We start from the raw sequence: 24,020 nt of genomic DNA on the forward strand, positions 1-24,020 counted from the left end.
CCTCCGTGCGCTGGTGGATTCTCCGTTGGGCGGTGACCCGACCTATTCCTGCGGTTGGCGAAGGTTCGACAGCGCGCGCGTGAAGCACACCACAGCGGCGAAGGCGGCTGCGCTCGCGGTGACGGTCGTGTACAGGTCGAAGGCGCCGAGAAAGAGAACGACGCTCGCAAGTGCCAGCGACACCGCGCCGACGCCCCACATCAAGGCGAATGTCTTGCGGTGGTTACGGGTGGATTTCTCGGTTGCCATCCTCCAACGGTATCCGTTCGGCGCTTCGCGTGCCGCTCAGATCCCCGCAACCGTTGCCGAATCGCACAAATGTTGCCGGCGCACCCGGCACTCACGTCGTGTAAGGGAACCATAGCGTCCGGCAGGGACGGGGCGCGCGTCAGCGGGCTCGGGGATGCGCCGTCGTGTACATGTCACGGAGGGTGTCCACGGTGACGAGGGTGTAGATCTGGGTGGTGGCCACAGACGAGTGGCCGAGAAGCTCCTGCACCACGCGCACGTCGGCACCGCCGGCGAGCAGGTGCGTGGCGAATGAGTGCCGCAGCGTGTGCGGCGACACGGGAACGGTGAGCCCGGCCCGTTCCGCAGCCGCGCGAATGATCAGCCACGCGTTCTGCCTGCTCACCCGCTGCCCACGCACCCCGAGAAACAGCGCCGGGGTGGCCTTGCCCCGGCCCGACAGCGTCGGCCGCGCTCGCACAACGTACGCGTTCACGGCCGCCCGGGCGTAGCTGCCCACGGGCACAATGCGCTGCTTGTCTCCCTTGCCTGTGAGCCGCACCATTTCCTCGTCGAGCACCTCGGCGAGCACGTCGTCCACGTTGAGGCTCACGACCTCGGAGACACGCGCGCCGGTCGCGTAGAGCAACTCGAGCAACGCTTTGTCCCGCAGCTGAAGCACGTCGTCGCCATCCGTTGCCGCCAACAGTGCCGTGACCTCGTCGATCGAAATGGCTTTGGGCAACCGCATGGCGAGCTTGGGCGGCTTGGTCTCATGCGCCACGTCAACGTCAACGAGCGCCTCCTCGAGCAGAAACCGGTGCCAGCCGCGCACCGTTGACAGCACGCGAGCGATCGACGCCGCGGTCAACGGCGACTCGCCGCGCGTTCCGAGAAACCGCACGAAGGCCGAGATGTGCGCCGCGGTGATACCGCGCGGCTCTGTCACCGGCACGTCCTCGAGCCACGCCGCATACATCGTGAGGTCGCGCCGGTACGCGGCCACGGTGTTCGTTGCGAGGCCGCGTTCAATCGAGACGTGCCGCAGGTACGAGTCCACAGCCGCCTCGATCATGGGGTTCACTCCGAGTGCTTCCAATTGAGTGGATGCCCCGGCCACGGCGCGTCGCCGGCCGCGAGCGTGCTCCACCCGCGAGACCGGGACACCTGGGCGGCGAGTACCCCGATCACGAGCGATGGGTTCTGCACTCGCCGGGCGAGAACCGCGTCGACACACTCGTCGAGAGGCACCCAGCGAAGCTCAATATCGGCCTCTTCCTCCGTGCGAGCGAAGACTTCGGCGCTGGCCGAGACGCCGCGGGCGAGGTAGATGCGAATGGCCTCGCTGCTGCCGCCGGGCGAGGTGTAGAAGTCGCTCAGCACGTTCCACTCGGTCGCGACCACGTCGGCTTCCTCAGCGAGTTCGCGCTGGGCGCCCACGAGGGGATCTTCACCGCTGATGTCGAGCAGGCCGGCGGGAAGCTCCCATTCGCGCATGCGCACGGGGTGCCGGTACTGCTTGATCAGAAGCACTCGATCCTGCTCGTCGAGGGCGAGCACAACGACGGCGCCGGTGTGGTCCACAAACTCGCGCACGATGGTGGCGCCGTTGTAATCGAAGTCATCCCGACGAATGCTCCACACCTTGCCGGCGAACACCTGCTCGGAGTCCGTCACCGTGAAATCTGCGGTTTCGTCCTGCAGTAGCTCGCTGACCGGCGTGGTGACGCTCGAGGGGGCGGCATTCACGGCTGGTCCTCGGTCGTCCCCGCACTCGCCGCGGAATCACCACGTGTCGGGGCATCCGTGTCGTCATCGTCGTTCTCGCTGGGACCGGGCGCGGCAGAGCGCGTCGCGGCGACACTCAACCAGTCGGTGCGCTTCAGCGGCGACGTCCAGGGGGCCGGACCGTCGAACGGCGCCATGCTCAGCAGGCTAGCCGAGAGGTCAGACATCGGCGTCCTCTTTCACCTCAAACAGACGGCTCGATTGCTGACGAGCGAGCGCCGCGGCAACGAGGCCACGAAACAGTGGATGCGCGTGGTTGGGGCGCGAACGCAGCTCCGGGTGGGCCTGCGTGCCCACATAGAACGGGTGCACCTCGCGGGGCAGCTCAACGTACTCCACGAGCTTGCGGTCGGGCGAGACACCGGAGAAGGAGAGGCCGGCGAGGGCGATCTGGTCGCGGAACGCGTTATTGACCTCGTAACGGTGACGGTGACGTTCGGAGGCAACGTTGGCGCCGTAGAGTTCGGCGACGATGGAACCCTCGGCGAGGTCCGCCGGGTACAGGCCGAGGCGCATGGTGCCGCCCAGGTCTCCGCCGGCGATGATTTCGATCTGCTCCTCCATGGTCGCGATCACGGGGAATTCGGTCTCGGGGTCGAACTCGCTCGACGAGGCTCCCGGCAGGCCGGCCTTGTCGCGGGCGTATTCAATCACCATGCACTGCAGGCCCAGGCACAGGCCGAGCGTGGGAATGCCGTTCTCGCGAGCGAATTTGAGCGCGCCGAGCTTGCCCTCGATGCCACGGATGCCGAAGCCACCGGGAACGCAGATGCCGTCGAGTTCGCCGAGCAGGCGCGCCGCGCCCTCTTCGGTCTCGCAGTCGTCGGAGCCGATCCACACGATGTTCACCTTCGCCTGGTTCGCGAAGCCGCCGGCGCGCAGCGCTTCGGTGACCGAAAGGTAGGCATCCGGAAGGTCAACGTACTTGCCCACCAGACCGATGGTGACGTCGTACTTGGGGTGACGCACCGCCACCAGCAGGTTCTCCCAGGCGGACCAGTCCACGGTGGAGGCGGTGAGGCCGAGGGCGTTGACGATGTAGCGGTCGAGGCCCTGGTCGTGCAGCATGGTGGGGATCTCGTAGATGCTCGCCACGTCGACGGCGTTGACAACCGCGTCCTCGTCGACGTCGCACATGAGCGCGATTTTGCGCTTGTTCGACTCGGAAACGGGTCGGTCGCTGCGCAGGACGAGCGCGTCGGGCTGAATACCGATGGAACGGAGCATGGCCACGGAGTGCTGTGTGGGCTTCGTCTTCTGCTCGCCTGCCGCGCCGAGGAACGGCACGAGGGACACGTGAACGAAGAAGACATTGTTGCGACCGAGTTCGTGGCGCACCTGGCGTGCGGCCTCGATGAAGGGCTGCGATTCAATGTCACCGACGGTGCCACCGATCTCGGTGATGATCACGTCGGGACGCAGGTCGTCGCTCGCCTGCAGGCGCATGCGACGCTTGATCTCATCGGTGATGTGCGGGATGACCTGCACCGTGTCACCGAGGTACTCGCCGCGGCGTTCCTTGGCGATCACCTGGGAATACACCTGACCGGTGGTCACGTTGGCGCTCTGGCCCAGGTTGATGTCGAGGAAACGTTCGTAGTGACCGATGTCGAGGTCGGTTTCGGCGCCATCGTCGGTGACGAACACTTCACCGTGCTGGAACGGATTCATCGTTCCCGGATCGACGTTGAGGTATGGGTCCAGCTTCTGCATGACGACGCGCACGCCGCGAGCAGTGAGTAGGTTGCCGAGGCTTGCCGCCGTCAGGCCCTTACCCAGGGAAGAAACAACACCACCCGTGACAAAAATGTGCTTCACAGTTTTGTCGAGTTGGCTGCTGTCTGAAATGTCCGCGTTTATTTTATCCACCACGGGCTTCAATGCTATCAGGTAGTTTCCACACCCTGAGCGAGGGCCATCAGCTCCCTCGCATGCACGAGGCCACTTTGGGAATCGGGCAGCCCCGACAGAAGCCTGGCCATCTCGGCGGCGCGGTCGTCGCCGTGCAGCTGGCGCACGCTGCTCGCCGTCACCGAGCCGTCGCTGTCTTTCACGACGCTGAGGTGGTTTCCGGCGAATGCGGCCACCTGCGCCAGGTGGGTCACGACGATCACCTGGGCGGTTTCGGCGAGCCGCGCGAGGCGTCGTCCGATCTCGATCGCGGCGGAACCACCCACTCCGGCGTCGACCTCATCGAACACGAACGTGGGTACGGGGTCGGTGGCGTTGATGACAACTTCGATCGCGAGCATGACCCGCGAGAGTTCGCCACCGGACGCACCTCGGCCGAGCGAGCGTGGTTCGGCGCCGGCATGGGGCTGCAGCAGAATCTTCACGAGGTCCTGGCCGCTCACGGTGAATTCGTCGCGGCTCTCCACCTGCGCGAGCAGGCGGGCGTCCGGCATGGCCAGCGCGGCCAGTTCCGCCGTCACGAGCGTGCCGAGCGACACGGCGGCGCCCTCCCGCAGGGCGGTCACCGTGTCGGCCAGGCTGGTCACGAGGGTTCGGTCGGCGTCGGCATCGGCACCCAGCTGTTCGATGCGCTCCGAGTCGCCGTCAAGTTCCAGCAACCGGATGCTGCCGCTCTCGAGAAACCCGATCGCCTCGTCGAGCCCGCCCACGTATTTACGGGCCAGCGAGCCCAGTTCGGCGCGACGTTCCTGCACGATCTCGAGCTCGCGCGCGCCGTCCACGTCGACTCCGGCAAGGTAGGTGGAGAGTTCGGCGGCGATGTCCGCCACAACGAAGCCGGCGTTGGCGAGGGCCGCGGTGAGGGGCGACAGGGCCGCGTCGTGCGCGGCCACGCGGTCGAGGGCACGCCGGGCACCCTCGAGCAGGCCCACCACGTCGGGTGCGTCGTCGGGATTGTCTTCGGAGGAGAGCCGCTCTCGGGCCTGCGCCGCGGCGAGCCGGAGTTCTTCCAGGTTGCCGAGGCGTTCGGCGCGCTCGGCAAGTTCGGTGTCTTCGCCGGGCTGCGGGGCCACGGTCTCGATCAGGGCGAGGGCAACGCGCAGGTCTTCGGCTTCGCGTTCGCGTCGATCGTGCTCGGCGGTGAGTCGATCGAGTTCGAGCTGGTTGGCCTGCCAGCGGTGGAAGGCGTGCTGGTACAGGCCGAGGGCCTCCGCCAGGTCGGGGCCGGCGAAGCGGTCGAGGGCGTCGCGCTGCGCAACGGCGGAGCGCAGGCGCACCTGATCGGATTGGCCGTGCACGACGACGAGCGCGCTGCGCAGGTCGTTCAATACTCCGGCGGGAGCGCTGCGTCCGCCGACGACGGCCCGGCTGCGGCCCTCCGTCGACACGGTGCGTCCGAGGATGAGTTCGGGGCCGTCGAGGTCTCCCCCGGCTTCGCGTACGCGTTCCGCCACGGGACCGGCCGGGTCGATGACCCAGCGCCCCTCGACGGAACTCTGCGACTGCCCCTGCCGCACGGTTGCGGCATCCGCTCGGTCACCGAGCAGCAGGCCGAGGGCGGTGACGACCATGGTCTTGCCGGCGCCGGTTTCACCCGTGACGGCGGTGAAGCCGGGGCCGAGTGGCAGGGTGGCATCGGCAATCACGCCGAGGTCGCGGATGACTATTTCCTCGATCATGCGGATGCCTCACTCACGCCCAACCGGGCCTCGCCAGCCGGTCACGGGCAAATTGAACTTGTTGACCAGACGGTCGGTGAACACTCCGCTGTGCAGTCGGGCGAGCCGCACGGGTACGGGGGAACGGCGCACGATCACGCGCGCCCCGGGCGGAAGATCGAATGTGCGTCGGCCATCGGCACACAGTACCGCCGAAACGCCGGTGCGGGCCAGAACCTCCACGGCGAGCGAGGAATCCGGCGCGACAACGAGCGGCCTGGCAAAGAGCGCGTGGGCGCTCAGCGGCACGAGCATGAGGGCGTCGAGGGTGGGCCACACGATGGGGCCGCCGGCCGAGAACGCGTAGGCCGTGGAACCGGTGGGAGTGGACATGACCACGCCGTCGCAGCCGAACGACGACAGCGGGCGCCCGTCAACCTCGACGACGACCTCGATCATGCGTTCCCGGCTTGCCTTCTCCACGGTGACTTCGTTGAGCGCCCACGATTCGTACACGACCTCGTTGAAGACCTTCACCCGCACGCTGAGCGTCATGCGTTCTTCCACGGCGTAGTCGCGCCGCAGTGCGCGGTGCACGGCGGCACCGAGGTCGTCGCGCTCGCTTTCGGCCAGGAACCCCACATGGCCGAGGTTGATCCCGAGCAGCGGGATCGGGTGTCCGCGCACGAGCTCGGCGGCGCGCAGAATCGTCCCGTCCCCGCCGAGCACAATCGCCAGCTCAATGTCGGCGGCTTGCACGGTGTCGCCGAGAATCTCGAGGTTACCGTCCAGGTCGGGCCAGGACGCGAGCACGTCATCGCGCTCATTCGCCGCGAGCACCGGAATGGCGCCCGCCGCGATCAGCTGCCCGGCGACAGTGACGGCCGCTTCGAGCGAGTCGTCTCGTCCGGTGTGGGCGATGATGAGAATATGGCGCGGTGCCTGGGTCATCGCGTCACACTCCGACCAGCGCGTCGATCCGGTCGATCCATTCGGTGGGACTGCTGCCCACGGTCGTACTCATGTGGCAGAGGTACTCGCGGTTACCCGCGGCGCCGGCGATCGGCGAGGCGATGAGTCCGTTCGTGCGCAGCCCGATATCCCAGCCGGCCCAGAGCACACTCGCCACGGCGTCGGAACGCAGGCCGGCGTCGTGCACAACGCCCTCACGAATTCCGCCACGGCCCACTTCGAACTGCGGCTTGATGAGCAGTACGAAGTCGGCTCGGTCGGCGGCCGTGGCCAGAAGCGCCGGCAGCACGGTCGTGAGCGAGATGAACGAGAGGTCGGCGACCACGAGGTCGGCCCGTGTGGTGATTCCGGATGCCCCGGCGAGTTTTTCCGCCGTGGAATAGCGCAGGTTGAACCCCTCGACGAGGGTGAGTTTGGGCTCGAGGGCGAGCTGCGGGGCCAGCTGGCCGTGACCCACGTCGACGGCAATCACCTGCGCGGCTCCGCGTTCGAGTACCACCTGGCTGAATCCACCGGTGGAGGCGCCCGCGTCAAGCACGGTGCGTCCCGTCACGGGAATGTCGAATGCGTCAAGCGCGGCGACGAGTTTGTGGGCGCCACGGCTCACGTAATGATCGGTGGCGGCAACTTCGAGGACGGCGTCTTCTTTCACGCGGTGCGAGGATTTGACGACAGGGACGCCGTCGACGGTCACAAGGCCACCGGTGATGAGTTTTGCAGCGACCGTGCGGGAGCGCACGAGACCACGTTCCGTGAGCGCAGCGTCGAGGCGCAACACCTCCGGCGGGGCAATCGCGTGCAGGGCCGCTTCCGCGAGCTCCTCCTCGGTGAGGTCTTGTTCGTTGAACCCCGCCCCGTCCGGCCGTACGGGCTCGCTCAGCGCGGCCTCTCGTTCTTCATTCGATCGGTAGCCGCTCGTGCCGGTGTCGCTCATTCGTGATTGTCCTTCGTGGTCGCGATCGCATCTACGCCTATGGGCGTGTCCGCTCCCTCGAGGCGGGCGAGCAGCTCCTCGTGCAGCTGCACGAAGGCCGCGGCGCGCGCTTCCAAGGGTTGTTCGTTAATCACGCTGAGGCGAGAACCAAGGTCGGTCTCGCCATCAACGTTGGGATTGCTGGGCTGGTAGGTCACCTACCTAGGCTACTGCGCGAGATACAACCGCTCGGGAACGTTGAGACCATAAATGGGTCGGCCCGAGTTCCAGATCACCGCGCACGCGGCGCGCAACAGGTTGATTCCGTTGTCGCCGTCGTTGGTGACGACAACATCTGCGCCCCGGATGCTCACCGTCGCACCATCGACCGTGGCCGTGGTTCCGTCGTCAGAGAAGACCGTGACGGGGTATGGCTCGTGCAATTGACGCAGATCGTCGAGCAAAAACGTGGGCCGCGAGTCGGGGTCGGCGGCGAGGGCCTGTTTGGCACGGTCGATTCCGGTGAGCACCAGAACGGCCGGGATTCCAGCGCGGTTGGCGCCGAGAATATCGGTGTCGAGGCGGTCGCCGATGAAGAGCGCACGGTCCGCGCCAAAGCGGTTGACGGCCTCCACGAAAATGGCTGCCTCGGGCTTGCCCGCCACGATCGGCAGGCGTCCCACCGCGGTGTGCACCGCAGAAACAAGGGTTCCATTGCCGGGTGCGATCCCCCGGGCCACCGGAATGGTCCAGTCGGTGTTGGTGGCAATCCACGGGATTCCCGCGGTGGGTCCCGTCGGGCTCAACGCGAAGGAGGCTTCGGCCAGATGTGCCCAGCCCACGTCGGGCGCGAAGCCCTGGATGACTGCGGCGGGGTTCTCGTCGGCAGATCGGGTGACGATGAATCCTGCCTTTTCAACCTCGGAGACGAGTCCTTCCCCTCCGATCACGAGAATGCGAGCTCCCGCCGGGACCTCCTCTGCCAGGAGGCGCACGGCGGCCTGCGGCGAGGTGACGACATCCGTCGCCTCCACCGACAGCCCGAGTTCGCTGAGATGATCGGCCACGGACTGGTCGGTGCGCGACGCGTTGTTGGTGATGTAGCCCACCCGAACGGTTTGCGCCGCACGGTTGAGGCTCTCCACGGCGAACGGAATCGCCGCCGGGCCGGCGTAGACGACGCCGTCGAGGTCGGCCAGCAACACGTCGACCCCGTTGAGCGGCGTCACCGCAGCAGCCTGTTCGCTCGCCTCGCCGGTCGAGCGCATCTCGCCGGTCGAGCCAACTTCGCCGGTCGAGCCAGCTTCGCCGGTCGAGCTCGTCGAGACCCCGCCCGAGCCGAAAAGGCCCCGCACGAAGTCCCCCACGCCGCCCTTAGCGGGCACGCTCGGCGCTGTCCTCGTCAGATGCCTCGTCGGATGCAACAGCGTCGCTCTGCTCCGGCGCGTCATGGGCGTCGGCGGCCTCGTCCGAGTTGCCCTCAGACTCGTCGTCGTCATCGTCATCGCCGGCGTCCGCAGCTTCCTCAGCCAGGGCTTCGTCGTCGTCTTCTTCGATCTCGTGAATCTCGATCGTTTCGTCGACGTCACCGTTCGACCCGAGGGCAGCATCGGCGCGCTCGGCGCGCTCCAGCCATTTCTCGGCTTCTTCGGCGCGGCCAAGCTCGTTGAGAACTTCGGCGTACGCCACGAACAGCTCGGGGCTGTACGAGAACGCCGTGTTCGGATCGAGCTGCGGAATCTCGAGCTCGCCGAGCGCGGAGTCCGTTTCACCGAGGTCAAGGCGTGCACCGGACATGGCGATGGCCAGCGAAACCTGAACGCCTGCAGGCAGAGTGCTGCGGTCGACCGAGCGGCCAAGCTCGAGGGCTCGGTCGGGGCGTCCGACGCCACGTTCGCTGTCCACCATGAGGGCGAGCTGGTCGTTGGAACCGGAGATGCGACGGTAGGTGCGCAGCTCGCGAAGGGCCAGTGCGAAATCACCCGTGGCGTAGGCGGTGATCGCGAGGCTCTCGCGAACGACGCCGATGCGCCCGGCCCGACGGGCGGCGCTCATCACGTGGCGGTGTGCGAGCTCTGGATCTTCATCGATGACGCGAGCAGCCATGGCGAGGTGACGCCCCACGGTCTCGGCGTTCTCTTTGGTGAGGGTCTTGAGCTCGTTGCGCGCAATGCGGTCGAGGTCCTGGGCCGAAACGTCGTCGGGCAGTTCCGGGTCGTCATGGCGCGGGCGAACGGAACGCAACTCGCGCTGCATCCGCTGCTCTTCGGTCATTTCCTCTTCAACGACCCGTGCATCTCGGTCGTTGCGCGCGGGGGCGCCGTCGCGGGTCCACAGCTTCTTGCCGTCGTCGCGAGGAGCGCCGGCGCGGTTCGGGCTTCCGCCACGCTGGGTCGCCATGCCGCCGGGACGACGGTCGCTGTCCTGACGGGGACGCTCGGAGCGCTCTCCCTCCTTGGCCCAGGGCTTACGCTCACCGGAGCCGGACGGGCGGTCGGAGTTACCACGATGGGGAGGACGCTCACCCTGCTGGGGACGGTCGGAGTTACCACGATACGGGGCACGCTCGTTTCCACCGGAGGGACGGTCGGAGTTACCACGATAGGGGGGACGCTCACCCTGCTGGGGACGGTCGGAGTTACCACGATACGGGGCACGCTCGTTTCCACCGGAGGGACGGTCGGAGTTACCACGATAGGGAGGACGCTCACCCTGCTGAGGACGGTCGGAGTTACCACGATACGGGGCACGCTCGTTTCCACCAGAGGGACGGTCGGAGTTACCACGATAGGGAGGACGCTCACCCTGCTGAGGACGGTCGGAGTTACCACGATACGGGGCACGCTCGTTTCCACCGGAGGGACGGTCGGAGTTACCACGATAGGGAGGACGCTCACCCTGCTGAGGACGGTCGGAGTTACCACGATAGGGAGGACGCTCACCTTGCTGAGGACGGTCGCTGTTACCACGGTACGGAGGACGCTCACCCTGCTGGGGACGGTCACTGTTCCCGCGATACGGGGCACGATCGTTTCCACCGGAGGGACGGTCGCTGTTCCCACGGTACGGAGGACGCTCACCCTGCTGAGGACGGTCACTGTTCCCGCGATACGGGGCACGATCGTTTCCACCGGAGGGACGGTCGCTGTTACCACGGTAGGGAGCACGTTCGCCGCCCTGGTGGGGACGCTGTGAGCGGCCCTCATAACCGCCGGATCGCGGCGCACCCGTGGCGCCGTCGCGCGCCCCCTGGGGGCGTCCGCTCTGGTTTCCGCCTGTGCGGCGGTCGTCTCGGCCGCCTTTGCGTGCATCGTCGCCGTGCGTTCCTGAAGGGCTCACTGTGTCTCCTGTGTAATTAATCCGTCATTTCGACGACTTTCAATAGCCTAAGCCTTAACGCAAAATGGCCACCCTTTAGGTGGCCATTTTGTGTTTATTCTAAGTTAAGTCCGGCGGTGTCCTACTCTCCCACAGGGTCCCCCCTGCAGTACCATCGGCGCAAAGAGTCTTAGCTTCCGGGTTCGGAATGTGACCGGGCGTTTCCCTCTTGCTATAGCCGCCGAAACACTTGGTGATGCGTGTTTCGAACCTATATTTTTTAGTTATAGAACCCTGCAATGTTTATTAGACACCGTGGGTGTTGTTCTCGACCGTACATCGAGAACCACATAGTGGACGCTAAAGCAGCTTCTTCAAACTGAGTGTTATCAAATTATCGGCTTATTAGTACCGGTCAGCTTCATGGGTCTTTAGTCCCCACTTCCACATCCGGCCTATCAACGCAGTAGTCTAGCTGCGAGCCTCTCCCCCTAAGGGATGGAAATCTCATCTCGAAGCCGGCTTCCCGCTTAGATGCTTTCAGCGGTTATCCGTTCCGAACGTAGCTAATCAGCGGTGCTCCTGGCGGAACAACTGACACACCAGAGGTTCGTCCATCCCGGTCCTCTCGTACTAGGGATAGATCTTCTCAAATTTCCTGCGCGCGCAGCGGATAGGGACCGAACTGTCTCACGACGTTCTAAACCCAGCTCGCGTACCGCTTTAATGGGCGAACAGCCCAACCCTTGGGACCTACTCCAGCCCCAGGATGCGACGAGCCGACATCGAGGTGCCAAACCATGCCGTCGATATGGACTCTTGGGCAAGATCAGCCTGTTATCCCCGAGGTACCTTTTATCCGTTGAGCGACAGCGCTTCCACAAGCCACTGCCGGATCACTAGTCCCGACTTTCGTCCCTGCTCGACGTGTCAGTCTCACAGTCAAGCTCCCTTGTGCACTTACACTCGACACCTGATTACCAACCAGGTTGAGGGAACCTTTGGGCGCCTCCGTTACTTTTTAGGAGGCAACCGCCCCAGTTAAACTACCCACCAGGCACTGTCCCTGAACCGGATCACGGTTCGAAGTTAGGTATCCAATATGACCAGAGTGGTATTTCAACGATGACTCCACCTGAACTAGCGTCCAAGCTTCACAGTCTCCCACCTATCCTACACAAGCCACACCGAACACCAATACCAAGCTGTAGTAAAGGTCACGGGGTCTTTCCGTCCTGCTGCGCGTAACGAGCATCTTTACTCGTAATGCAATTTCGCCGAGTTCGCGGTTGAGACAGCTGGGAAGTCGTTACGCCATTCGTGCAGGTCGGAACTTACCCGACAAGGAATTTCGCTACCTTAGGATGGTTATAGTTACCACCGCCGTTTACTGGGGCTTAAATTCTCAGCTTCGCCTTGCGGCTAACCGTTCCTCTTAACCTTCCAGCACCGGGCAGGCGTCAGTCCGTATACATCGTCTTGCGACTTAGCACGGACCTGTGTTTTTAGTAAACAGTCGCTTCCCACTGGTCTCTGCGGCCTTCGAACGCTCCCGGAGCAAGTCCGTTCACGCCTCAGGCCCCCCTTCTCCCGAAGTTACGGGGGCATTTTGCCGAGTTCCTTAACCACGATTCTCTCGATCTCCTTAGTATTCTCTACCTGATCACCTGAGTCGGTTTGGGGTACGGGTGACTAAAACCTCGCGTCGATGCTTTTCTTGGCAGCATAGGATCACTGATTTCGCCCTTACGGGCTACCCATCGGGTCTCAGGCTATATGAACGACGGATTTGCCTATCGTTCGCCCTACATCCTTAGACCGGGACAACCATCGCCCGGCTCAGCTACCTTCCTGCGTCACACCTGTTAATACGCTAACCGCACCAGTGTCGGGTCGTACGCTAGGCCCCTGGCCTCACCCCGAAGGGATTAGCTAGAGGATTCAGATACTTAGCATTACTGGATTAGCTTGGGCGGTTTTTCGTCAGTACGGGAATATCAACCCGTTGTCCATCGACTACGCCTGTCGGCCTCGCCTTAGGTCCCGACTTACCCAGGGCGGATTAGCCTGGCCCTGGAACCCTTGATCTTTCGGAGGACGGGTTTCTCACCCGTCTTTCGCTACTCATGCCTGCATTCTCACTCGTGTAGCCTCCACGGCTGGTTTACACCGCCGCTTCGCTGGCCACACGACGCTCTCCTACCCATCAACACGGCTGAACCAACCACACAAGGTGGCGGCTTACCAAAAATATCAATGCCACAACTTCGGTGGCGTGCTTGAGCCCCGTTACATTGTCGGCGCGGAATCACTTGACCAGTGAGCTATTACGCACTCTTTCAAGGGTGGCTGCTTCTAAGCCAACCTCCTGGTTGTCTGCGCAACTCCACATCCTTTCCCACTTAGCACGCGCTTTGGGACCTTAGTTGGTGGTCTGGGTTGTTTCCCTCTCGACGATGAAGCTTATCCCCCACCGTCTCACTGCTGCGCTCTCACTTACCGGCATTCGGAGTTTGGCTGACGTCAGTAAGCTTTTGGGCCCCATCGGCCATCCAGTAGCTCTACCTCCGGCAAGAAACACGCAACGCTGCACCTAAATGCATTTCGGAGAGAACCAGCTATCACGAAGTTTGATTGGCCTTTCACCCCTATCCACAGCTCATCCCCTCCATTTTCAACTGAAGTGGGTTCGGTCCTCCACGACGTCTTACCGTCGCTTCAACCTGGCCATGGATAGATCACTTCGCTTCGGGTCTAGGACATGCGACTGAATCGCCCTATTCAGACTCGCTTTCGCTACGCATTCCCCTCTCGGGTTAAGCTCGCCACATATCACTAACTCGCAGGCTCATTCTTCAAAAGGCACGCTGTCACCAGAATCAGACTGGCTCCAACGGTTTGTAAGCAAACGGTTTCAGGTACTATTTCACTCCCCTCCCGGGGTACTTTTCACCTTTCCCTCACGGTACTTGTTCACTATCGGTCATGTAGGAGTATTTAGGCTTATCAGGTGGTCCTGACGGATTCACACGGGATTTCTCGGGCCCCGTGCTACTTGGGATACTCTTCGGGTGATTACTGCATTTCGACTACGGGGTTCGCACCCTCTATGACCAGGCTTTCAATCCTGTTCGTCTATACAACGCTCTAACCCTTGCCATTCGGTAGAATCGGCTGAAAAGTCCCACAACCCCGACCATGCAACGCCTACCGGCTATCACACATGATCGGTTTAGCCTCATCCGGGTTCGCTCGCCACTACTAACGGAATCACTATTGTTTTCTCTTCCTGTGGGTACTGAGATGTTTCACTTCCCCACGTTCCCTCTACCCGCCCTATATATTCAGGCGGGAGTCACCAGGTCACCTTACGGGCCTGGCGGGGTTTCCCCATTCGGAAATCCTCGGATCACAGTTCGTTTATCAACTCCCCGAGGCTTATCGCAGATTACTACGTCCTTCTTCGGCTCTACATGCCAAGGCATTCACCGTTTGCTCTTAAAAATTTGAAATCACATGAGTTTGAATCGATTAAGTATCACCACTCGAAAGTGATGATCGAAATTGACCAATGATCACGCACTTATAAATAAGTGCATAGATCTTTGTAATCCAACGGACCAAAGTCCGTCAAATTTAAGATGCTCGCGTCCACTGTGTAGTTCTCAAAGTACGGGCGGTACCCCAACTGCCGGCCATTGATGCCAACAGAAAAGGATCCAGAGGAACAGTTCATACCCGGTCTCAACAAACTCGACCAACGATATGTTCCGGTCCCTCAGGACCCAACAGCGTGCACATACAATTCTCTCCGAACCCGAATCCTCCAACTCCCCCGTGTAAACACCGGAAAGCGTACTAACTCGAGAACGACCGTCCTCATACCAATGTCAATGTTCCACCCATGAGCGCCATCCACACCGTTCGGCGTGGTATGACTGGCATCTTTGATCTCCCTGTATACAGAGGAGAGATGCACGTGCTCCTTAGAAAGGAGGTGATCCAGCCGCACCTTCCGGTACGGCTACCTTGTTACGACTTAGTCCTAATCACCGATCCCACCTTCGACAGCTCCTTCCCACAAGGGGTTAGGCCACCGGCTTCGGGTGTTACCGACTTTCATGACTTGACGGGCGGTGTGTACAAGGCCCGGGAACGTATTCACCGCAGCGTTGCTGATCTGCGATTACTAGCGACTCCGACTTCATGAGGTCGAGTTGCAGACCTCAATCCGAACTGAGACCGGCTTTTTGGGATTCGCTCCACCTTACGGTATTGCAGCCCTTTGTACCGGCCATTGTAGCATGCGTGAAGCCCAAGACATAAGGGGCATGATGATTTGACGTCATCCCCACCTTCCTCCGAGTTGACCCCGGCAGTATCCCATGAGTTCCCACCATTACGTGCTGGCAACATAGGACGAGGGTTGCGCTCGTTGCGGGACTTAACCCAACATCTCACGACACGAGCTGACGACAACCATGCACCACCTGTATACCGACCTTGCGGGGCGACTGTTTCCAGCCGTTTCCGGTATATGTCAAGCCTTGGTAAGGTTCTTCGCGTTGCATCGAATTAATCCGCATGCTCCGCCGCTTGTGCGGGCCCCCGTCAATTCCTTTGAGTTTTAGCCTTGCGGCCGTACTCCCCAGGCGGGGAACTTAATGCGTTAGCTGCGACACGGAGACCGTGGAATGGTCCCCACATCTAGTTCCCAACGTTTACGGCATGGACTACCAGGGTATCTAATCCTGTTCGCTCCCCATGCTTTCGCTCCTCAGCGTCAGTTACGGCCCAGAGATCTGCCTTCGCCATTGGTGTTCCTCCTGATATCTGCGCATTCCACCGCTACACCAGGAATTCCAATCTCCCCTACCGCACTCTAGTCTGCCCGTACCCACTGCAGGCCCGAGGTTGAGCCTCGGGTTTTCACAGCAGACGCAACAAACCGCCTACGAGCTCTTTACGCCCAATAATTCCGGACAACGCTTGCACCCTACGTATTACCGCGGCTGCTGGCACGTAGTTAGCCGGTGCTTTTTCTGCAGGTACCGTCACTTCCAGGAAAACCCAGTCACTTCTTCCCTACTAAAAGAGGTTTACAACCCGAAGGCCTTCGTCCCTCACGCGGCGTTGCTGCATCAGGCTTGCGCCCATTGTGCAATATTCCCCACTGCTGCCTCCCGTAGGAGTCTGGGCCGTGTCTCAGTCCCAGTGTGGCCGGTCACCCTCTCAGGCCGGCTACCCGTCGTCGCCTTGGTGAGCCATTACCTCACCAACTAGCTGATAGGCCGCGAGCTCATCCTTGACCAAAATTCTTTCCACCAAGAAAGATGCCTTCCAAGGTCGTATCCGGTATTAGCTACAGTTTCCCGCAGTTATCCCAGAGTCAAGGGCAGATTGCTCACGTGTTACTCACCCGTTCGCCACTGATCAGAGAAGCAAGCTCCTCATCACCGTTCGACTTGCATGTGTTAAGCACGCCGCCAGCGTTCGTCCTGAGCCAGGATCAAACTCTCCGTAAATGTTGAATAGCTCCCCAGCCGAAACCAGGTGCCCATCTAGTGCAGAAACCCGCCGGAATAGGCGAAGAAACTGCAAGTTTGAAACTAGCAAGAACAAATCATTACTGACTTGCTTTTGTTATTTTGCGTGGTCATTAACCACGACTTCAATTGTTATTCCAAAGGAATCTCTTAGCTGCGCACCCGCTAGAAACGGATACAACAACCACGAGGTTTTTGGCATTTGACATTGTGCACGCTGTTGAGTTCTCAAGGATCGGACGCACCCAGCTTCGAACCCTAATGGGCTATCTCGCTGAGGCAACTTGTCTAACTTAGCCACCCTGCTCGCCGCTGTCAAGTCGAGCGAAACGCACGTTCCAGGCCGCCGAAGCACACCACAAAACCCACGACTCAGACCAGGAAACCAGCGAGATGGAAGACTTACAATTCTAAACCACGAGACAACATTCATACAAGATGAACAACGGCTGTCTTCACGGCGTCGAGATGGTCCCGCATGAGGCCGAAAAGCTAAGCAGCTCTCCGCACCTGTGGGGTGACTTAGAAGACATTACGGCCATTCCCCACACGCCGCAAATCCACACCCATTTACCCACATCCCGGGCGCGTCCCGCCTGCAACTCGCCCGGAACCTGCCCGAAACGCGCCGGCCAGGGCCGCGCGCGGTTTTGGGCGCCATGCCAGCCTCGGGGCGCGGAGCGTCTTATTCGACGAACACGCCCGCGAGGGTCTTCTTGCCCCGTCGCAACACGGCCACTCCCCCGGACAGCACATGACCCTCAATCGTGGCGTCCTCGCTCGCTACCTTCACGTTGTTGAGGTAAACGCCCCCCTGGGCCACCGCGCGACGCCCGTCACCCAAGCTCTTGGTCAGTCCCGTGTCGAGCAGCAGCTGCACAACCGATGCGAATGGTGCGGTCGTCGTGTGCGGCAGCTCGCGCAGGGCCGCCTCGAGCGTTGACGGGTCGAGATCACCCAGCTCCCCCTGTCCGAAGAGGGCCTGCGCTGCGCTGATAGCGGCATCCGTTGCGGGAATGCCGTGCACCAGACTCGTCACCTCGTAGGCCAGCGTGCGCTGAGCCTCACGCTTGAAGGGTTCGGTTGCCACGATATCGGTGAGGCGCTCGATCTCGACTCGGCTGAGGAATGTGAAGACCTTGAGGCGAAAAACCACGTCGGCATCGTCGGTGTTGAGCCAGAACTGGTAGAAGGCGTAGGGGCTCGTGAGCTTGGGGTCCAGCCACACGGCGTTTCCCTCGCTCTTACCGAACTTCGTGCCGTCACTGTTCGTGATGAGTGGCGTGCCGATGGCGTGCACGCTGCTCCCCTCCGCGCGGCGGATGAGGTCGGTACCGCTCGTGAGGTTGCCCCACTGGTCGCTCCCTCCGGTCTGCAGCACGCAGCCGTAGGTGCGAAAGAGTTCGAGGTAATCGAGCCCCTGAAGAATTTGGTAGCTGAACTCGGTGTAGCTGATGCCGGCGTCCGAGTTGAGGCGCGCGCTCACGGCATCCTTCTTGAGCATGGTGCCCACCCGGAAGTACTTGCCGATTTCGCGCAGGAAGTCGATGGCGCTGAGCGGGGCGGTCCAGTCGAGGTTGTTCACGAGGGTGACGGCGTTGTCACCCTCCGCACTGAGAAAGCGAGACACCTGTGCCCGCAGGTAGCCGACCCATTCGACAACGGTGTCGGCGGGCGTGAGCGTGCGTTCGGCGGTCGGCCGCGGGTCGCCAATCAGACCGGTCGAGCCACCGACGAGCCCGAGGGGGCGGTGGCCGGCGAGTTGGAGCCGACGCATGAGCAGCAGCTGCACGAGATTGCCGAGGTGCAGGCTCGGTGCCGTGGGATCGAATCCACAGTAATACGTGATCGGAGCCCCCGAGAGCAGCGTGCGCAACTCGTCCTCGTTGGTCGAGACGTGCACGAGGCCACGCCAGTTGATCTCCTCCCATACATTGTCGAAGGAGGAATCGTTGGTCTGCTGGGTAAGGATCACGGGGTCTGACACACGGCCAAGATTACCAGCGAGACCCGCCCCCGCTGATGAAGGTTGAGGGCTTATTGAGAAGAACTTTAGCTTGAAGCCTTGATTTCCATGTATTAAGGACAGAGACTTAGAACATGTTCGTGATCACTGCAGACCAGATCGACAGCCGAAACGACCGAGATCGTGCGGGCGACATGATCGACGCCTTGCGCGAGCAGTTCGGTGACACATTCGCCCTTCCCGCCGACCAGACCTCCGGCGACGAGATCCAAGTGATCATCACAGATGCCCAGGCCACACTCGACGCCATTATGCTGCTCCATCGCTCCGGCCACTGGAGCGTAGGCCTCGGCATCGGCACGGTGCGCACTCCCCTGCCGGCATCGACGCGTCAGGCCGCAGGCGCCGCCTTCATCGCCGCCCGGCATGCCGTAACGCGCGCGAAGAAGGCGGATACCCACGTGGCGATCGATACGCCCCCTACCGAAGATCTGCCCGCCGAGGCACCCCCCGGTGAGTCGTGCTCCCTGACGGTCGAACACGTGGATGCCCTGCTCGCGATGCTCCTGCTGCTGCGCCAGCGCCGATCAGCGGAAGGGTGGGAGGCCGTAGACCTGCTCGACAGCGGACTGAACCAGGTGGACATCGCCGCCACCCTCGGCATTTCCACCGCCGCCGTGAGCCAGCGGATCAAGGTAGCGCAATATCACCTCGAACAAGCAGCGCATCCGGCGATCGTTAGGCTGCTAGAGCATCTCGACCGCGCCACGAGCGAAATGGACACCCCGGCATGAACCTTCCAACGTCCTTCACCATCCTCACCTTCCTGTACTGGGTTGTGCTCCTGCTCATCACCCTCGGCTCCCTCGTCTTCGCGGCGCTCGCATTCAAGCTGCACCGGCAGGTCTTCGCGATCGCGTCGGTCGCCACGCTGGTTGCGGCTCTGGTCCTGGCCAGCGTGCCCACTGCGGCGGGGCCGTCATCGTTCGGAATCGTTCTCGGCATGCTCGCATTGGCGCTGTCCGTTCTCGGCGGTGGTCCGATGGCAGTTCTCGCGCTCAACCTCGCCACGCGCGGCAGCGTCGCACCCGGCACGCACGGCGGCATCATGGTCGACGATCAAGCGACATCCGGCGCACCGGGTACGGCCGAGAACACCGTGCACGAGGTGCTCCGCGGCGGTCTCGCCATCGGTATCCTCGAGCGGTTCGCCGTCACCGGCGCAATCCTCACGGGATTTCCCGAGGCAATCGCGGTGGTCATTGCCATCAAGGGTGTTGGTCGGTTCACGGAGCTGGCCTCCGCCGAGTCGCGTGAACGCTTCATCATCGGAACGTTCGCGAGTCTGATCTGGGCGTGCGCCTGCGCCGCCCTCGTGCATCTGGCCCTCAGCTAGGTAGATCGTCGAACGGGGTCTCGACAGGCTCGACCAGCGACGGGTGGCGTTTCCGAGTCGCCGGTCAGGGAGCGGCGTGTGGGTGGCGGCGGTATGGCGAGACGGATGCCTCCCCTGGCATCCTGAACCGCCACGGGTACGCCGCTCCCCCGCCGTCTCCGCCCACGCCCGTGCGCGGCCCGGTCAGAAAATGTACGGGCAGGAGGGGCAACTCCAGGCTGAACGGAGCTACGGTCACGGCGGCACCGTCATCGGTCAGCAAAATTCCAAGCGCCTTCGTCAACCGCGCCGGCCCTCTGGCCAGGTCGCGATCACGGCGCGCGGTCGGGCGTCGCGCGCGCGCCTCCTCGACACCGGCCACGATCTCCCCGCCGCGCAGCAGCACGGCGGATGCCTCCCCCTCCGGCGAGCAGACGACGTTGGCACACACGTGCATGCCGTAACTGAAATACGCATACACATGCCCGGGCGCCCCGAACATCGTGCTCGTGCGTCTCGTCAGCCCGCGGAACGCGTGCGAGCCGGGATCCGATTCGCCCAGATACGCCTCGACCTCGGTCACCCGAACGGATACGCCGCCGCGGGTGAGGATCGCCCCCAGCAGCAGCGGGGCCATCTGCAGAGATGACCGGGCGAACTGCCGAGGGTCGGTGGTCACTCGGTGAGTGCCACTGCCAGCTTGCGCACGCGCTCCACGAGAGCCGCGCGCTGCTCGGCGACACGCACGGGGGCGGTTCCCCCGATGCCGTCACGGCTTTCGACCGATCCCTGGATGGTCAAGACCTCGCGAACCTCGGGTACGAGGTGGGGTGAGATGGCCAGAAGCGCCGCGTCATCAACCTCGTGCAGGTCGAGACCGTTCGTTTCGGCGAACTTCACGAGCGAACCGGTGATCTCGTGCGCATCTCGGAACGAGACGTGACGTTTCACCAGCCACTCGGCGACATCCGTTGCCAGGGAGAACCCCTGTGGAGCGAGCTCGGCCATGCGATCCGTGTGGAAATGCAGGGTTGCGATCATGCCCGCGAACGCCGGCAGCAGCACTTCAAGCGTTTCGATCGAGTCGAAGACGGGTTCTTTGTCTTCCTGCAGGTCGCGGTTGTACGCGAGCGGCAGACCCTTGAGCGTGCTGAGCAGTCCGGTGAGGTTTCCGATCATACGGCCCGATTTGCCGCGCGCGAGCTCCGCGATGTCGGGGTTCTTCTTCTGCGGCATTATGGACGACCCCGTGGAATACGCGTCGTCGAGCGTGACGAAGCCGAATTCCTTGGTGTTCCAGAGGATGATCTCCTCGGCCAGGCGCGACATATCGATGCCGATCTGGGCCGTGATGTAGGCAAACTCCGCCACCAGGTCGCGGCTCGCGGTGCCATCAATGGAGTTCTCGACGACGGCGCCGAAACCGAGGTCGGTGGCCACCAGATTGGCGTCGAGACCAAGCGTGTTACCGGCAAGAGCACCGGAGCCGTACGGCGAGAAGTCCGCGCGCTTGCTCCAGTCGGCGAAACGGTCGAGGTCACGCACGAGCGGCCAGCAATGCGCCAGCAGGTGGTGCGCGAGCAGCACCGGCTGCGCGTGCTGCAGGTGCGTGCGGCCGGGCATGATCGCGCCGGAGTGCGCCTCGGCCTGCGAGACCAGGGCGTCGATGAGCTCGATCACGTTACCGGCGATGATGGCCGCGTGGTCGCGCAGCGACATGCGCACGAGCGTAGCCACCTGGTCGTTTCGGCTGCGTCCGGCGCGAAGCTTGCCGCCGACCTCCACCCCGACCCGGTCGATGAGGCCGCGCTCGAGAGCGGAGTGCACGTCTTCGTCGCTTTCGGCCGGCACGAATCGGCCGTCGGCCACGTCGAGGGCGAGGAGGTCGAGGGCCGCAAGCATCTGGTCAAGTTCATCCGCACTCAGGTAGCCGGCCGCCGCAAGGGCACGGGCGTGTGCCCGAGAACCCTGCAGGTCATACTCGGCCAGCTGCCAGTCGAAGTGCGTTGACTTGCTCAGACGCGCCAACTCCGGTGACGGTCCCCCGGCGAAGCGACCACCCCAGAGGGCACCCGCCTTTCCGGCACGGTTCGCGTTCTTCTCGCCCGACACGCGCGCCCTACTTGGCGGCGGCGTCGCGTCGCGCGGCCACCTTGCTCGGCAGCGACCACAGCTCAATGAATCCCTTGGCCATCGACTGGTCGAAGGAGTCACCAGTGTCGTACGTGGCAAGGTTGAAGTCGTACAGGCCCGTGGTGGTCGAGCGGCCGGTGACGACGGCCGAGCCGGCGTGCATCTTGAGACGAATGTCTCCGCTCACGTACTTCTGGGTGTCCTCGATGAAGACGTCGAGGCTGCGCTTGAGCCCGGAGAACCAGAGGCCGTCATAGACAAGCTCAGCCCATTTGCTCTCGACACCGCGCTTGTAGCGGGCAACGTCCCGCTCGAGGGTCATGTTCTCCAGCTCTTCGTGAGCGGCGATGAGGGCCATACCGGCGGGCGCTTCGTACACCTCACGACTCTTGATGCCCACGAGGCGGTCTTCGACGATGTCGATACGGCCAACACCCTGGTCGCCGGCGAGGCGGTTCATGAGCTGAATGACCTGCAGCGGGGTGACCTTCTTGCCGTCGATGGCAACGGGAACGCCCTGGTCGAAGGAAATGACGACCTCGGTGGGTGCGCGCGTGACCGAGGGGTCCTGCGTGTACGTGTAGAGGTCCTCGATCGGTGCGTTCCACGGGTCTTCGAGGAATCCGGTCTCAACGGCCCGGCCCCACACGTTCTGGTCGATCGAGTACGGGCTCTTCTTCGACTGCACGATGGGCAGGTCGTGCGTTGCCGCGTATTCGATTGCCTTGTCGCGCGTCAGCGCAAAGTCACGCACCGGCGCGAGCGAGGTGAGTTCCGGCGCGAGGGCGGCGACGGCAGCTTCGAAACGAACCTGGTCGTTGCCCTTGCCCGTGCACCCGTGCGCCACGCTGTCGGCACCGAGCTCGATGGCGGTGGAGGCGAGATACTTGGCAATGAGCGGGCGGCTAATGGCCGAGACGAGGGGGTAACGCTTCTGGTACAGGGCGTTGGCCTTGAGCGTGGGAACGATGTAGTCGTTCGCGAATTCTTCCTTCGCGTCGATGACGATCGACTCCACGGCACCACAGTCGAGTGCTCGCTGGCGGATGACGTCCATGTCTTCGCCCTCTTGTCCAACGTCGACGGCGAGGGCGACAACCTCCTTGCCAGTGGCGTCTTTCAGCCAGCCGATACCAACAGAGGTATCGAGTCCACCGGAGTATGCGAGCACAACACGTTCAGCCATGGTTCTCCCTAAAAATCTTTGATCTGGTTCAAGTTTACGTGAGCGAGCGGGTCGAGATCTCGACCCCTCGATCAGTGCGACGCGGTGTTCTGCGCGAGCAGCCACACCAGCAGGGCCTTCTGGGCGTGCAGGCGGTTCTCCGCCTCGTCCCAGATGATGCTCTGTGGTCCGTCGATCACGTCGGCGGTCACCTCGTACCCGCGGTCGGCCGGCAGGCAGTGCAAGAAGTGTGCGCCCGGTTTGGCGAGGGCCATCATGGCCGCATCGACCCGATAGTGACCGAGGTCGCTGAGGCGCGTGGACTTCTCCTCTTCCTTGCCCATCGACACCCAGGTGTCAGTGATGACCACATCGACGCCGACGACCGCCTCGAGGGGATCCTCGAAGAGCGTCACGGAGCCGCCGGTGCGCCCGGCGATGGCCGTGGCATCCGCTACCACCGCGTCGGTGGGCGTGTAGCCGGCCGGGGAGGCGATGCGCACGTGCATGCCGGCGGTTGCGCCGGCGAGCAGGTAGGACTGGCCCATGTTGCACGCTCCGTCACCGAGGAACACGAGCGTCTGTCCCGCGAGGTCGCCGCGGTGCTCACGAATGGTGAGCAGGTCGGCGAGCAGCTGGCACGGGTGAAAGTCGTCGGAGAGCGCATTGATGACGGGAACGGTCGTTCCGAACGCCATCTCCTCAAGGCCGGCCTGGCCGTAGGTGCGCCACACGATCGCGGCCACCTGGCGCTCAAGAACGCGCGCCGTGTCCGACGCGGTTTCCTTGCCGCCGAGCTGACTGTTCGCGGTACTGATGATGAGCGGGCTGCCGCCGAGGTCGGCGATGCCCACCGCAAAAGACACCCGGGTGCGCGTGGAGGACTTGTCGAAGATCACGGCGACGGTCTGCGGGCCCTCCAGGGGGCGCAGCGCGAATCGGCCTCGCTTGAGCTCCAGGGCCAGATCGAGAATTTCGGCCTGTTCGGCCGGGGAGAGGTCATCGTCGCGCAGGAAATGGCGGGTCACGGTGTCACTTTCGATCGTT

At 63.0% G+C, this 24,020-nt stretch carries 19 protein-coding genes and 3 rRNA genes; 3 read left to right on the top strand and 19 right to left on the bottom strand.

The features are described from left to right. Positions 1-42 precede the first annotated feature (42 nt). The 11 genes from EDD25_RS03070 to EDD25_RS03120 all read right to left on the bottom strand — a co-directional run bounded on the left by EDD25_RS03070 (position 43) and on the right by EDD25_RS03120 (position 9,870). A complete protein-coding gene (locus EDD25_RS03070) occupies positions 43-249 on the bottom strand; it encodes a hypothetical protein (protein WP_134171975.1) in 207 nt (68 codons plus the stop codon). A gap of 139 nt (positions 250-388) precedes the next feature. Next, positions 389-1,303, bottom strand: a complete 915-nt coding sequence (gene xerD / locus EDD25_RS03075) for a site-specific tyrosine recombinase XerD (RefSeq protein WP_134175085.1) — start codon at positions 1,301-1,303, stop codon at positions 389-391. Positions 1,304-1,308: 5 nt separating this feature from the next. Then, positions 1,309-1,932 (bottom strand): NUDIX domain-containing protein, encoded by a 624-nt coding sequence (locus EDD25_RS03080; RefSeq protein ID WP_134175087.1) that lies wholly within the window; start codon positions 1,930-1,932, stop codon positions 1,309-1,311. Positions 1,933-1,973: 41 nt separating this feature from the next. Further along, the gene (locus EDD25_RS03085) at positions 1,974-2,183 is read right to left on the bottom strand and encodes a hypothetical protein (RefSeq protein ID WP_134171976.1); all 210 of its coding nucleotides are present in this window, start codon (positions 2,181-2,183) and stop codon (positions 1,974-1,976) included. Beyond that, entirely contained in the window at positions 2,176-3,885 is a 1,710-nt protein-coding gene (locus EDD25_RS03090) for a CTP synthase (RefSeq protein ID WP_241986297.1), read from the bottom strand. Before EDD25_RS03090 ends, EDD25_RS03085 begins: the two co-directional genes overlap by 8 nt. 17 nt (positions 3,886-3,902) lie before the next feature. Continuing rightward, positions 3,903-5,606: a DNA repair protein RecN gene (recN, locus tag EDD25_RS03095; protein ID WP_134171977.1), complete on the bottom strand. Its 1,704-nt coding sequence runs from the start codon at positions 5,604-5,606 to the stop codon at positions 3,903-3,905. A gap of 9 nt (positions 5,607-5,615) precedes the next feature. After that, positions 5,616-6,536, bottom strand: a complete 921-nt coding sequence (locus EDD25_RS03100) for an NAD kinase (protein ID WP_134171978.1) — start codon at positions 6,534-6,536, stop codon at positions 5,616-5,618. 4 nt (positions 6,537-6,540) lie between these two features. Beyond that, on the bottom strand, positions 6,541-7,491 hold the full coding sequence (locus tag EDD25_RS03105) for a TlyA family RNA methyltransferase (protein ID WP_134171979.1): 951 nt from the start codon (positions 7,489-7,491) through the stop codon (positions 6,541-6,543). Then, the gene (locus EDD25_RS03110; RefSeq protein WP_134171980.1) at positions 7,488-7,688 is read right to left on the bottom strand and encodes a hypothetical protein; all 201 of its coding nucleotides are present in this window, start codon (positions 7,686-7,688) and stop codon (positions 7,488-7,490) included. The genes EDD25_RS03105 and EDD25_RS03110 overlap by 4 nt, the downstream gene beginning before the upstream one ends. A gap of 9 nt (positions 7,689-7,697) precedes the next feature. Then, positions 7,698-8,738 (bottom strand): HAD-IIA family hydrolase, encoded by a 1,041-nt coding sequence (locus EDD25_RS03115; protein ID WP_134175091.1) that lies wholly within the window; start codon positions 8,736-8,738, stop codon positions 7,698-7,700. 106 nt (positions 8,739-8,844) lie between these two features. Beyond that, on the bottom strand, positions 8,845-9,870 hold the full coding sequence (locus tag EDD25_RS03120; protein WP_134171981.1) for a hypothetical protein: 1,026 nt from the start codon (positions 9,868-9,870) through the stop codon (positions 8,845-8,847). 108 nt (positions 9,871-9,978) lie between these two features. Between EDD25_RS03120 and EDD25_RS03125 the strand changes: the two genes are divergently transcribed. Next, complete coding sequence (locus tag EDD25_RS03125) at positions 9,979-10,665, top strand: hypothetical protein (protein ID WP_134171982.1); 687 nt, start codon at positions 9,979-9,981, stop codon at positions 10,663-10,665. 252 nt (positions 10,666-10,917) lie between these two features. Here EDD25_RS03125 and rrf read toward each other — a convergent pair. The 4 genes from rrf to tyrS all read right to left on the bottom strand — a co-directional run bounded on the left by rrf (position 10,918) and on the right by tyrS (position 18,321). After that, positions 10,918-11,034: ribosomal RNA gene (gene rrf, locus EDD25_RS03130) — 5S ribosomal RNA — on the bottom strand. 139 nt (positions 11,035-11,173) lie between these two features. Continuing rightward, positions 11,174-14,300, bottom strand: a 23S ribosomal RNA gene (locus tag EDD25_RS03135). 478 nt (positions 14,301-14,778) lie between these two features. Further along, positions 14,779-16,313, bottom strand: a 16S ribosomal RNA gene (locus EDD25_RS03140). The 16S, 23S and 5S rRNA genes sit together here, the layout of an rRNA operon. Before the next feature lie 706 nt (positions 16,314-17,019). Continuing rightward, complete coding sequence (gene tyrS, locus EDD25_RS03145; RefSeq protein WP_134171983.1) at positions 17,020-18,321, bottom strand: tyrosine--tRNA ligase; 1,302 nt, start codon at positions 18,319-18,321, stop codon at positions 17,020-17,022. A 113-nt stretch (positions 18,322-18,434) separates the two neighbouring features. Between tyrS and EDD25_RS03150 the strand changes: the two genes are divergently transcribed. Both EDD25_RS03150 and EDD25_RS03155 read left to right on the top strand, forming a co-directional pair. Beyond that, positions 18,435-19,094: a DNA-binding protein gene (locus EDD25_RS03150; RefSeq protein WP_134171984.1), complete on the top strand. Its 660-nt coding sequence runs from the start codon at positions 18,435-18,437 to the stop codon at positions 19,092-19,094. Next, entirely contained in the window at positions 19,091-19,696 is a 606-nt protein-coding gene (locus tag EDD25_RS03155; protein WP_134171985.1) for a hypothetical protein, read from the top strand. The genes EDD25_RS03150 and EDD25_RS03155 overlap by 4 nt, the downstream gene beginning before the upstream one ends. 64 nt (positions 19,697-19,760) lie before the next feature. On the opposite strand, the gene EDD25_RS03160 is transcribed toward EDD25_RS03155, so the two are convergent. The 4 genes from EDD25_RS03160 to argF all read right to left on the bottom strand — a co-directional run bounded on the left by EDD25_RS03160 (position 19,761) and on the right by argF (position 24,001). Further along, complete coding sequence (locus tag EDD25_RS03160; protein WP_422386771.1) at positions 19,761-20,354, bottom strand: DNA-3-methyladenine glycosylase; 594 nt, start codon at positions 20,352-20,354, stop codon at positions 19,761-19,763. Beyond that, positions 20,351-21,787, bottom strand: coding sequence for an argininosuccinate lyase (gene argH, locus EDD25_RS03165; protein ID WP_134171986.1), 1,437 nt, complete (start codon positions 21,785-21,787; stop codon positions 20,351-20,353). The genes EDD25_RS03160 and argH overlap by 4 nt, the downstream gene beginning before the upstream one ends. Positions 21,788-21,794: 7 nt before the next feature. Next, positions 21,795-22,994 (bottom strand): argininosuccinate synthase, encoded by a 1,200-nt coding sequence (locus tag EDD25_RS03170; RefSeq protein ID WP_134171987.1) that lies wholly within the window; start codon positions 22,992-22,994, stop codon positions 21,795-21,797. Positions 22,995-23,065: 71 nt separating this feature from the next. Continuing rightward, on the bottom strand, positions 23,066-24,001 hold the full coding sequence (gene argF, locus EDD25_RS03175; RefSeq protein WP_134171988.1) for an ornithine carbamoyltransferase: 936 nt from the start codon (positions 23,999-24,001) through the stop codon (positions 23,066-23,068). Positions 24,002-24,020: the final 19 nt, after the last annotated feature.

The organism is Cryobacterium psychrophilum, assembly GCF_004365915.1.
Classification (GTDB): Bacteria; Actinomycetota; Actinomycetes; order Actinomycetales; family Microbacteriaceae; genus Cryobacterium; species Cryobacterium psychrophilum.